A 12,280-nucleotide genomic window follows, 5' to 3' on the forward strand; every position below is an offset into this window, starting at 1 on the left:
GGCCATGACATGCAAGACAAAAGTAGCATGCACTGAGCCGATGAATTCTTTGTCATCTCACGCCATTGGAAGCTCATCATTCCCCTTGCATGCCATCGTGCAAATCTCTGGAATCGAAAGGAAAACGAGTATGGACGCGCCTCGGTGAAAAATGACATGGCAGTCAATTTTCGGTGTCTTCTTCAACGACTCACCGCTTTCCTCCGATGACCTTGACGTGATGAAACCCCGATCACTCGATGGAGTGACCGGGGTAGTCCATGGTGGCCTGACCATGATCAGGCTGAATGCCGCTGGTCAGAGCATCACTGACGGCAGTACCTCACGTCGCGACTCTGGTGAGGGATAGCGCAGGATCGACATGTCGCCTGCACGAAGTTTCCACATTCCTGTCGCCTCAAAACCGCGATGGAGCATGGCGCCATCATTGGCTTAGCCAGTTGGGCAGGAAGAGTGAGATCGACGGGACATAGGTGATCAATACCAGGAACAGCAGCAACAACGACAGCCACGGGAGTGCGGCACGAATGACCCAGGTCATCGGCTTGCCGGTGATACCCGCGGTGACGAACAGGTTGAGCCCCACTGGTGGCGTCAGCATGCCGATCTCCATGTTGACCACCATGATGATGCCGAGATGGATCGGATCGATGCCCAGCTGCGTCGCGATGGGAAACAGGATCGGGGCCATGATCAGCAGGATGGCCGAGGGCTCCATGAAGTTGCCCGCCGCCAGCAGCAGCAGATTCATCACGATCAGGAATCCCCAGGCTGGCAGCCCCCAGCCGATGATGGTCTCGGCGATGGTGTGAGGAATGCGTTCAGTGGTCAGCACATGGGCGAACAGCATCGCATTGGCGATGATGAACAGCAGCATCATCGAGACGCGCGCACCATCCAGCACCACCTTCTTGACCTCCTGGTCCGAGAATGAGCCCACTAGGCCTGCCGGCACCTGCCAGAGAGCACGCAACCCGGCCCTGCCCCATGCTTCGTTGCCTCTGCGCCATGGCACGTCCTTCAAGGGCCCCATGTCGCGATAGCCCACCACTGCGATGAACCAGGCGTAGACCGTCGCGACCGCCGCCGCCTCGGTGGGGCTGGCCACCCCGCCGTAGATCGAGCCCAGCACGATGAAGATCAACATCAGCCCGCCCATCGCGACCAGCCCCGAACGAGCCAGCGTCCTGAGACCCGGGAACGGCTGTGAAGGCAGTTTCTTGATTCGGGCAGCGATATAGATGGCCACCATCAGGATGCCGCCCATCAACAGCCCGGGGATCAGGCCCGCCATGAACATCTTGGCCGCCGAGACCTCCGTGGCCGCGGAGTACACCAGCATCACGATGGAGGGAGGAATCAAGATCCCCAGGGTACCGGCATTGGTGATCACACCGGCCGCGAAGGATTCGCTGTAGCCCTGGCGCACCATCCCCGCGATCACGATGGAGCCAATCGCCGCGACCGTGGCCGGAGAGGACCCCGAGACGGCGGCAAACAGCATGCAGGCCAGTACCGAGGCCATCGCAAGCCCGCCACGGACATGGCCGATGGCATCGGTCGCGAAGGTGATCAGGCGGCGTGCCACGCCTCCCGTCGAAAGGAAGGTGCTGGAAAGAATGAAGAAGGGAATCGCCAGCAAGGTGTAGTGATGCGACAGGGCTTCAAACAGCTTGATGGCGACCGAGCCCAGCGAATCACTTGAAAACAGCAGTATCGTCGTGACACTGGAAAATCCGAGCGCAAAGGCGATCGGCATGCCGAGAAAGATGCCACCGAACAGCAGCGCGAACAGAGTGGCTATGGTCATCGTCTGGGTTCCTGATCACTGTCACGTTTACCACCGGCACCATCGGAGCTGTCACCAATGACCGAGTCAGCCGGCTGCACCAGGTGCATGCTGTCCTCGCCTTCGTCGTGAAAGCCGAAACCGCTGGCATCTCCGCGTATCACCTTCCAGCCCAATACCGCGAAGCGCAGCATCAGCAGCAGCATCGCGATGGGCAGAATCGTCAGGGCATACCACTTGGGTATCGCGATATCCTCGAGTTCGATACCGATCATCTGCATCAAGGACAGATATTCGTAACTGCCGACCAGCAGCATCACGCAGTACGCCATGCAGATGACCAGCGCGGCCAGGGTAGCCACCCGCTGCCAGATCAGTGGCAGCATCTTCACCACGACATCCACACCGATGTGCGCGCCCTGCTTGACGCCCCACGACACGCCGATCAGCACGAACCAGCCCGCCAGATAGAGAGTGGCTTCCTGGGACCAGCTGATACCGGTATTGAAGACGAAACGCAGCACCACCTCGACGAAGACCAGCAATACCATCGCCACCAGCAGCAGCGAGAACAGCGTCTCTTCTGCCTTGTGTAGCCATCCAAGTTTCATGGCAATGTCCTCATGCCCTTCATGGAGACTTGCCTCGCACGAGAGGACGGACATGTCGCGTCTCCCGGCGAGGCAAGTGATTGTCAGCCTGCACGTCTCAGCGATTGGCATCCTGAGCGGCATCGATGATGTCCTGACCGATATCATCGGCGAATTCACCCCACACCGGCTTCATCGCATCCACCCACTGCTGGCGCTGCGCATCGTCCAGCGTGATGATCTCGCTCTGACCGGAGTCGATGATGGCCTGCTTGGCCTCGAGATTCTTGGCCTGGGACAGCTCATTGCCATAGGCGATGGCTTCATCCAGCGCTGACTTGACCTCGCCACGCACCTCCTCCGGAAGCCCATTCCAGAAGCGTGCCGAGGACACCACCATGTAATCCAGCACGCCGTGATTGGATTCGGTGATGTAAGGCTGCACTTCAAAGAACTTCTGGGAATAGATATTGGAGTAGGTATTTTCCTGACCGTCGATGGCCTTGGTCTGCAGCAGGATGAAGACTTCGGAGAACGGCTTCTTCAGCGAGACGGCGTCCAGCGCATCGAACTGCGCCTCGAGCACGTCAGAGGTCATGATGCGGAATTTCTTGCCATCCGCATCATCAGGCACCGTGAGCGGTGAGGACGCGGAGAGCTGCTTCATGCCGTTGTGCAGATACCCGAGTCCGACCAGCCCCTTGGGCTCCAGCGCCGTCAGCAAGGATTGGCCTGTCTCGCTGCTCTGGAAACGCTCCACCGCTTCCATGTCCTTGAACAGGAACGGCAGATCGAAGACCTGCAGCTGATCCGTGTATTTCTGGAACTTGGAGAGTGACGGAGCCGCCAGCTGGACATCGCCCAGCAGCATGGCTTCCAGCACCTTGTCATCCCCATAGAGCTGGGAGCTGGGATAGAGCTCAACGGCCACCTGATCCCCCAGTCGCTCTGCGATCAGCTCCTGGAACTTCTTGCCCATCTGCCCCTTGGGGGTGTTTTCCGCGACGACGTGAGAGAACTTGATGGTGATAGGGTCGGCCATGACAGCGGTCGAGGCCATCAGAATGGCGGCACTCAGGGCTGTCAGGGCAGGCTTGAAAAGGCGCATGGCAGTTCCTCTCGGAATCTTGGTTGTTATTGGGGTTTGGTCATCTGTTGTTCATCCCGCCTGGCGTGTGCTGCATCACGACACTCGGCATGAGCGCGAGTCGCAACGCCAGACATGAGCGCGAGCAGGGACACCTGGGTATAGCGAGTACCGCGCCATGAGCAGCACATTCCCAGTTTTTTCGATTTAATTCAGATACCTGTGGCGAAAACCCTTCTTCGCGACATGAGAGGACTTGCCGACAGCGCCGGCCCGATGTGCGGATTTCCACCCACCAACGACAGAGCCCCTGTGCGGCAATCCGCACAGGGGCTCTGAACACTGACGATCGAGGTGACATGTGCGGGCTGGCCATGGGGCCTGCCTGCACGGCACGTCGCTAGCGGTGCTTGGTCATCAATTCACTCAGCTTGTGGCTGATGCGCTGGCTGGCAGCCTGCTCCTCACGCTCCTTCTGCTGACGAGTCAGCTCCGCGAGCTGCTGACGTGCATGCAATGCCTCGTCTTCCGTGACGGCACCCACGGACTGACCTTCAAGATCGACCCGCTGCGTGCCGGCACGAACGGCCTTCAGGTATCGAGGCAAGTGGACGTAGCCCGCCAGAGCGCGGCGCACGAGCTTCTCGTCCCAGGGCTCGTTCTCCAGCAACTCGACATGGATGCCGATCTTCAAGGGCCGGGTGTGGCCCTTGAAGAAGGTATCCGGATAGCGCTTGTACCATTGCTTGAGCAGCGCCTGGGGCGACGGCGGCGTTGCCTGGTCCGGTGTCTCGTCAGAGCCAGCGGATTCGGCTGGCGCGTCGTTAGGCATTGCTGGCGACGGTGCAGACTCGGCGTCAGCGGTCTCACCCGAGGCAACACCGGGTGACTCGCTCGCGGAGGCCAGCTGCTCCGCGGCAGCTTCCACCTGCGCAGCACTGGGGCGCGCATCCTCCACCGGCTGTGACGCGGGGGACTGTGCGCTGCGTTCGCGCAACTCGCGCAGCTCGGCATCACGCGCCATCAAGGCCTCGCTCAGCCCGGTCAGCTGCGCCTGCTGCTCCTGCATCTGCTGGCGCAGCGCGGCCAGCGTCTCGCGTAGCTGGGCATTTTCCGATTCCAGCGCCAGACGAGCCTGACGCTCTCCGTCACGCTGCTGTCGCTGAGTGTCGGCTTCATGTTCAAGCGCAGAGTACAGCGCTTCGAGGCGATCCATCGTCAAGGCCTGAGCCTCCCTTGCACGCTATGGGCAGTTCCGTTTGGCACCAGTCTGTGTCAGTACCTGCTGACTGTAAAGTTCCCGCTGGCAGGCGCAAGCGCTAGTCGTCCCTGCGCTCATAGCGCACGAAGTCGTAGGCAGGCAGGCCTTCACCACTTTCTCCCGGCACACGCTGAGCTTCTTCCCAGTCAGCACCAAGCTCCGGGAAGTGCGCATCGCCTTCGATCTCGACCGCTACCTCGGTCAGGTACAGACGCGTGGCGACGGGCAGTGCCTGTGCATAGATCAGTCCACCCCCGATCACCATGATCTCGTCCACACCTTCGATCATCGCATGGTGATCCGCCATGTTGAGCGCCGCCGCCAGATCGTGACAGACCCGTACGCCATCGTGGTGGAACTCGCTGTCACGCGTGACGATGATATTGAGTCGATTGGGCAGCGGCTTGCCGATGGAGGCAAAGGTCTTGCGCCCCATGATCACCGGCTTGCCCTGGGTCGCATGCTTGAAGAACTTCAGGTCTTCCGGCAGGTACCAGGGCAGATTGTTGTCGACACCGATCACGCGATTGACCGACATGGCGGCGATCATCGCCACCGGGACCACGGTCTCGGCGGCGGCACTCAGCGGAGAAAATTCCTTGTCACTCATACGGCCACCTGCGCCTTGATATGCGGATGAGATTCATAACCTTCGATGGCGATGTCATCGAAGGTGAAGTCGAACAGATCCGTCACGTCCGGATTCAGCCTGAGCGTCGGCAGGGCCAGCGGCTCGCGCGTCAGCTGCTCACGCGCCTGCTCCAGATGATTGCTGTAGAGGTGGGCATCGCCGAGGGTATGAATGAACTCCCCCGGCTTGAGGCCACAGACCTGAGCGATCATCTGGGTCAACAGCGCATAGCTGGCGATGTTGAACGGCACGCCGAGGAAGATGTCGGCGCTGCGCTGATAGAGCTGGCAGGACAGCCGACCATCGGCGACATAGAACTGGAACAGGGCATGACACGGCGGCAGGGCCATCTCATCCACCAACGCCGGATTCCAGGCCGAGACCATCAGACGGCGCGAGTCCGGGTTGGTCTTGATCTGCTCGATCAGATGCGTGATCTGATCCACGCTGCCGCCTTTCGGATTCGGCCAGCTGCGCCACTGATAACCGTAGACCGGCCCGAGATCGCCATTCTCATCGGCCCACTCATCCCAGATACGCACGCCATTTTCCTTGAGATAGGCGATGTTGGTGTCGCCTTTCAAGAACCACAGCAGCTCGTGGATGATCGAGCGCAGGTGCAGTTTCTTGGTGGTGACCAGCGGAAAGCCTTCGGCCAGATCGAAACGCATCTGGTGACCGAAGACACTCAAGGTACCGGTACCGGTGCGGTCGCCCTTTTGCGTGCCGTTTTCCAGCACGTGGCGCATCAGATCGAGATAGGGTTGCATGGGCAGCGGGTCCGTACGGCGGATCAGAGGCTGACTCGGCGAGCGGATCCGGGGGGATCGGCTCTGCACCAGCCTCTTCATGAATTCGAATCGTTCACTTGACGATATTTTACGCTGCCAGATACGCAAGAACGCGGCCCGATGGCCGCGTTCTTGCGTATCTGGCAGGGGGCCAGTTTACACCGATTGCCCCCTGTAATCACACCTGCATTCCCACCTCAGGATGCGCGAGGCAGCGGCGGCTGCGCCACGTCCTGACCACGCGACCATGCCATCAGCAGCAACCCGAACAGCACCATCGGCAGCGACAGCAGCTGACCCATGGTCAGCCAGTCGAAGGCGATGAAGCCGAGCTGGGAATCCGGTTGGCGGAAGAACTCGGTGATGAAGCGGAAACTGCCGTAGCAGAGCAGGAACAGACCGGAGATCAACCCCTTCTGGCGCGGCTCACGCGAGGCGAACCACAGGATCGCGAACAACGCGACGCCTTCCAGCGCGAATTGATAGAGCTGAGAGGGATGGCGTGGCTCCGGCCCGTAGAGCGGATAGACCATGCCCCATGAGACATCGGTGATACGCCCCGGCAGCTCCTGGTTGATGAAGTTGCCCAGGCGCCCTGCACCGAGGCCGATCGGTACCATCGGCGCGATGAAGTCAGTCAGCTGGAAGAAGGTCAGCTGGTGACGACGCGCGAACACCAGCATGGCGATCAACACACCCAGCAGGCCGCCATGGAAGCTCATGCCGCCATCCCAGACCTTGAAGATCCACACCGGGTCCGCCAGCAACTTGTCGAAGCCGTAGAAGAGCGCATACCCCAGGCGCCCACCCAGCACCACGCCCAACGCACCGAAGAAGATCAGGTCTCCCACGGCATCCTGACTCAGGCCGACCCGTCCGCGCCGGGCACGCGCCAGCCCCCAGGCCGCCGCGAAGCCGATCACGTACATCAATCCATACCAGTGAATCTTGAAAGGCCCCAATGCCAACGCCACGGGGTCGATCTGAGGATATTGCAACATGAGAAAACCTTGAATGAATAAGTCGGCACGACTGACGCCAGTCGCAAGTCTTTCGCCATCAATCCGATGCGCTACCGGTCAGGTGACGAAGGGTAACAGCTCGCGCATGAACGCCACCTAGCAGCCCTTTCCGGCAAAGCGGACATGCCGAGATGACTCACGAGACGAGAAAGCGCAGCCCCACGATCACGAGAATCAACGCGAACAACCGCTTGAGCAACAGCGCCGGCAACGCATGGGCCAGCCGTGCGCCCACTCGCGCGAAAGGCACCGACACCAGCACGATGCCGAGCCAGGCAACCCAATGTACATAGCCGATGGCATGCTCCGGCAAGCCCGGGGCGTGCCAGCCCACCGCGATATTGGTCAGCGCTGCCACCAAGGCGATGGGAAACCCGGCCGCGGCCGCCGTCCCGACCGCCTCGGTCATGCGCGCCTGCCAGCTGGTCAACATCGGCACCATCACCGTCCCCCCTCCGATCCCGAAGAGCGCGGATACCACCCCGACGGTGCCACCGCCAAGAAACTGCCCGGCACGCCCCGGCGCCTGCGCCAGCTGACCCACCTTGAGATCCAGTCCCATCTTGACGGCGACCAGCAGCACGAAGCCACCGAACAGCAGCTTGAGCATCTCGCTGCTCAGTCCGCCCGCCAGCACCACCCCCAGCGCGGTTCCCACCACCAGTCCGGGCAGCAGGCGCTTGAGCCAGTCCAGACGCACGGCGCCACGCTCATGATGCGCACGCGCCGATGACAGCGAGGTCACCACGATGGTCGCCAGTGAGGTACCTATCGCCAGATGCATCAAGACATCAGTGGCGACACCTTGCAGCGCAAAGGCTGCCGCCAGCACCGGCACGATGACCAGCCCGCCACCGATACCGAACAGGCCGGCGATCAGACCCGCCACGGCCCCCAACACGGGATACCACCACCACATGCCCCACTCCTTGCACCTGTCTTCATCGAGAACCTCTGTCAAAGGGCCGGGTTGAGGCCATGAACCGATGGCTCATCGCTCACCCTTGCCAACTCAGACCCCATCACCCGTCACGCCACCTTCTGCTCCCGGTGCCTTCATCGTGGCCCGAGGCAGCCATTTGCGAACCTTGTCGATCAACGCCTGAGGACGATAGGGCTTGCCAAGATAATCATCCAGACCTGCCGCAAAGAAACGCTCGCGGTCCGCCTCGCTGGCATTGGCCGTCAGGGCAATGATCACGCTACGCCTGTCACTGCCGGCCCCGGCCTCCTGTTCGCGCCAATTCCGGGTAACGCTGACGCCATCCATGCCGGGCATGAAGATATCCATGAACACCAGGTCGTAGAAATGGCGCTCGCGCGCGGCCAGCGCATCTTCTCCACTGCTCGCCGTATCCACCACCAACCCCTGGCGGCCGAGCACCGTGCGCGCCAGCATGGCGTTCACCGGACCATCATCGACGACCAGAATGCGAGTTTCGACAGGATTGTCCGGCCAGGACAACGGCACCAGGATCTCCAGCACCTCCTCCCCTTGCGTCTCATGCTGTCGGTAGCGCCCGCCGAGCTCCTCCACCAGACGACGAGCCATCAACAGCGAGGAAGGGGCATTGCGCCCGACATCGAGGCCACAGTGATCGTGAAGCTCAAGCCTCAGCCAGCATTGCCCCCCTGTCTCCGTGTCCCTCAGGCCAGCTCCCGTCGGGCCACCGGCCAGCGACGACGCACCCTCGGCGTCCACCACCTCGACGAACACGCGATGCCGACCCGCGCTGGCGCGTCGACAACCATCTTCCGACAGATGCTCGAAGAGCTGCGCCAGACGCCGTACATCGCCACGCAGCAATGCAGGCAGCGCGCCCAGCTGCCACTCGAAGGGCAGTCCCACGTCGTGGTAGCGCTGCTGCATGTCATTGAGCAGCGCTCCCAGCGCCTCGGCCGGCGTGAACAGATTCTCCTCCAGCGGCGTGCGCACGACATCGTCGCGCTCCGTCAGCACATTCAGCAGCTGTGCCACGCTATCGAGACGCCCCTGCAGCAGGCTCAGCTCGGCATCCTCCAAATGACGCTCGCGACGCAACTGCCCCAGCTTGCGCACCAATCCCTGCAAGGGAGGCGTCAACTCGGCGTGCAGCATGTCCAGATAGTCACTCTTGAGGCGGGCTTCCTCGCGCGCCCTGTCGCGTGCGACCAGCAACTGCTGGCTGGCCTGATCATGTTCTGATTCATCAATCATCACGCCCAGCACCTGGGCGGGGTCGTTGTTGAAACGGCACAGCTCGAGACGCATGCGCCGCATGCGGCCCTCGGCATCATGGACACGCAATTCTCGACTGTTGGGTACGCTCGGGTTGGGCTCCAGCATCAGTAGACTCCCGACCGAGCGCCCCAGCGCTTCATGTAGCACCAGCCCGAACAGCTTCTCGAAGGCAGGATTGGCCATCGCCAGCAGGCCATGACGCATCACGAAGGCAGGCAGTGGCAAGGCATCCAGTTCGTGGCCACGACCACGGCGCAGCAATGCCACGGCAGCACGGTGACGGCGCAGAATCTCGTCGGCCGGATACGCCTGATGGGCCGAGACGGGATACTCCTCCATGACCTGCCCCTGCTCGAGCCGCACGCTCTGGCGTGCCAACCATTCCAGTGGCTGCCCCAGGCGCTGATCAAGGCGACGCAGGCGCCATTGCAGAATCAGCATGCTCACCGCGAAGACCAGCAGCAAGGCACCGGCGCTGCCCAGCAGCAATGACAGCAATGGCATCTCGCCCGGCACGTCAAGATCGCGCCGCGCCACCAGTCGCCAGCCATTGACAGGCAAGGTGTCCCAGACGACGGCACGCGCCGCAGGTCCTGGCAGCAAGGTAGCGCCACGCAGACCGCCGTCCACCGCCTGGGCCACGTCATCGGGCAGGCGTCGCGGCCGAGGGTCACGCGTATTGCTGCTGGCCGCCCACACTTCCAGGTCCTGACCGATCAGCCAATAGGGGGCCGTGCGGCCCTGACCAGGCAGCAGCAAGCGAGATTCCATCTGGGGGACCGCGAGATCCAGCCCGACATGGACCTTCTGTCCCGCGTTGAGTTCCACCTCGACCAGCGCGGTGATCTGAGGCAGGCCCGCCGGACCGGGATGTGGCGGCAGCCAGACGACCCGCGGCGCGCCGTTGTCCGAGCTGCTGGCCAGCTGGCGCTGAGTGGCAGGTGTGACATCGGTGTAGGGAAGGAGCCTGGTGCCCGGTGAGAAGGCATCCAGCACGTTGAACCAGGGGTAGAGCATGATCATGCTGTTGTCGAGACTGACGAACAGTCGCGAGATCAATGGGTCCGTGGAATACAGATCCGACAACAGCCATTGCATCCGGATCAGGCGTCGCGCCACGTCGTGATCCTGCTCATCCAATGCGCGGTGAAACTCTCCGTACAAGGCAGCGCCGCCACGCGTGATCGGCCGGAACAGCTGACCTTCCTCGGTCAACACCAGCTCATTCAATGACGAATCCGCCTCGCCCCCGGCATGGTCGAGATGGCGACGCGTGTAGCGCGCCAGGATCTGCAGACGACGCTGCTGCGCCTCGAAGCGCTCATTCACCAAGGCAGTGGCCAGCGAATGCTGCTGGCGAAGCTCGCCCAGGGCGCTGTCCACGAGCTTGTGCCGCTCGCTGTCCCAGGTGACCCAGGCCCCGACCAGACAGCTGAGCGCCACTGCCAGCTCGGCGAGCAGCAGCGGGCCCACCGTCAGGCGACTCATGCGCCGCCATACCGATTCCAGTCCACTGGGGCTGCTCTCGCTGCGGTTCCCCGCACTGCCGCCATCCTCGAGACGAGTGGCGTCGCCGGTGACGCCGGACGCTCCCGTCGGGGGAGCCTCCGCTTGGGAAGATTCAGCCTCGGGCGAGCGTGACGCTGGCTCGACAGGGGGAGGACGGCGCGAGAACATGGTCTGGGAGCATCCTGTAGATGGACCTGACAGCAAAAACCATCGGGCATGGGTGCAGCGATTCGTGACGTGGCGTGACATTGCCGCAGCAGTACGATCGGGTCGCATCGAGCCATACTGCCCGTAGCCCGACGTCACGGCAGATCGTCGGCCCGTTCGCCACAAGACTGCAGCATACGCAAGCCACTGACGGGCGTCATGTTCCCGGCGCGACACCTGTCACATCCTGATCCCCGGGAACCTCGCCCACCCTCTTTCGGAGTCTCGCCATGTGCCTGATGGCATTCGATTGGCAGCCAGATGCCACGACAGGACACTGCCTCACGCTGCTGGGCAACCGCGACGAGTTTCATGCCCGTGCGACCACTGGTCTGTGCCGCTGGCCGGATACCGCTCTGTGCGGTGGTCGTGATCTGGTGGCAGGAGGGGGATGGCTGGTCATGCATCGGGCCGGCGCCCTGGCGACGCTGACCAATGTCCGCCAGCTGGACCGCCCCTCCCATGCAGCCACCATCAGTCGCGGTCAGCTGGTCACGGCCGCCGTGCGACAGGCGGTGGCCAATGCCTCCACCCTGTCGCTTGGGGACTGGCTGGAGGCCCTGAGCGCTGGCGAGACCGTCATGGCAAGGCTCGCGGCGGACTCTCCCGAGCACTGCGAACCCCTGAGCTTGAGCGCACTTGACTGGTGCAATTTGCTGGTCTGCGATGGCCGGACTCTCTGGCGACTCCATCATGGGCCCGACGGCAGCCAGCTAATCCGACTCCCCCCTGGGCTGCATAGCCTGTCCAATGGTCACCCGGACAATGAATGGCCAAAGCAGCGGCGACTCAGACAGCGCCTTGCCGCGCTGAAGGCGTCTGCGGTCATGCACGATGACGATGCCTGTCTGGGTATCCTGCAGGATGGCTGGCGGCCGCCGACGGCACAGTTGCCGGCCACCGGCCTGGCACTTGAGCGGGAAGCCCTGCTGTCCAGCCCCTTCATCACCAGCCCCGAGTACGGCACCCGCGCGGCCACCCTGGTGCGCTGGCAGCGAGATGACAAGCGGACCTCACTGACACTGCATGAACGCCGCTTTTCACCACAAGGCCAGTGTGTCGCTCATCGCAAGGCCGTGTCGCACCTCCAGGAGGAAGCGACACGGGGATGGCATCTGAGCTGACGATTGCCTGCAGGGGACGTCTTGAGGGAAGGCCAGCGAGAGGACGCC

The 12,280-nt window shown here is 62.4% G+C and carries 10 protein-coding genes; 1 reads left to right on the forward strand and 9 read right to left on the reverse strand.

What is annotated here, in order from left to right; genetic code table 11:
* Positions 1-424 precede the first annotated feature (424 nt).
* The 9 genes from OW493_RS10060 to OW493_RS10100 all read right to left on the reverse strand — a co-directional run bounded on the left by OW493_RS10060 (position 425) and on the right by OW493_RS10100 (position 11,069).
* Entirely contained in the window at positions 425-1,810 is a 1,386-nt protein-coding gene (locus OW493_RS10060; RefSeq protein WP_077375166.1) for a TRAP transporter large permease subunit, read from the reverse strand.
* A complete protein-coding gene (locus OW493_RS10065; RefSeq protein WP_084209616.1) occupies positions 1,807-2,400 on the reverse strand; it encodes a TRAP transporter small permease in 594 nt (197 codons plus the stop codon). The genes OW493_RS10060 and OW493_RS10065 overlap by 4 nt, the downstream gene beginning before the upstream one ends.
* 97 nt (positions 2,401-2,497) lie before the next feature.
* The gene (locus OW493_RS10070) at positions 2,498-3,487 is read right to left on the reverse strand and encodes a TRAP transporter substrate-binding protein (protein WP_289864017.1); all 990 of its coding nucleotides are present in this window, start codon (positions 3,485-3,487) and stop codon (positions 2,498-2,500) included.
* A 379-nt stretch (positions 3,488-3,866) separates the two neighbouring features.
* Positions 3,867-4,682: a ProQ/FINO family protein gene (locus OW493_RS10075; protein WP_289864109.1), complete on the reverse strand. Its 816-nt coding sequence runs from the start codon at positions 4,680-4,682 to the stop codon at positions 3,867-3,869.
* A 103-nt stretch (positions 4,683-4,785) separates the two neighbouring features.
* Positions 4,786-5,337, reverse strand: coding sequence for a dihydrofolate reductase (locus tag OW493_RS10080; protein WP_077375174.1), 552 nt, complete (start codon positions 5,335-5,337; stop codon positions 4,786-4,788).
* On the reverse strand, positions 5,334-6,128 hold the full coding sequence (locus OW493_RS10085) for a thymidylate synthase (RefSeq protein WP_289864018.1): 795 nt from the start codon (positions 6,126-6,128) through the stop codon (positions 5,334-5,336). Before OW493_RS10085 ends, OW493_RS10080 begins: the two co-directional genes overlap by 4 nt.
* A gap of 218 nt (positions 6,129-6,346) precedes the next feature.
* The gene (lgt, locus tag OW493_RS10090; protein WP_077375180.1) at positions 6,347-7,150 is read right to left on the reverse strand and encodes a prolipoprotein diacylglyceryl transferase; all 804 of its coding nucleotides are present in this window, start codon (positions 7,148-7,150) and stop codon (positions 6,347-6,349) included.
* 157 nt (positions 7,151-7,307) lie between these two features.
* A complete protein-coding gene (locus tag OW493_RS10095) occupies positions 7,308-8,090 on the reverse strand; it encodes a sulfite exporter TauE/SafE family protein (protein WP_077375183.1) in 783 nt (260 codons plus the stop codon).
* A gap of 93 nt (positions 8,091-8,183) precedes the next feature.
* The gene (locus tag OW493_RS10100) at positions 8,184-11,069 is read right to left on the reverse strand and encodes a response regulator (protein WP_176503159.1); all 2,886 of its coding nucleotides are present in this window, start codon (positions 11,067-11,069) and stop codon (positions 8,184-8,186) included.
* Between the two features lie 269 nt (positions 11,070-11,338).
* Here OW493_RS10100 and OW493_RS10105 point away from each other — a divergent pair, with 269 nt between their 5' ends.
* A complete protein-coding gene (locus OW493_RS10105) occupies positions 11,339-12,232 on the forward strand; it encodes an NRDE family protein (RefSeq protein ID WP_289864020.1) in 894 nt (297 codons plus the stop codon).
* The last annotated feature ends 48 nt before the right edge of the window (positions 12,233-12,280 follow it).

The sequence above is a fragment of the Cobetia sp. 14N.309.X.WAT.E.A4 genome (assembly GCF_030397495.1).
GTDB classification, from domain to species: Bacteria; Pseudomonadota; Gammaproteobacteria; order Pseudomonadales; family Halomonadaceae; genus Cobetia; species Cobetia marina.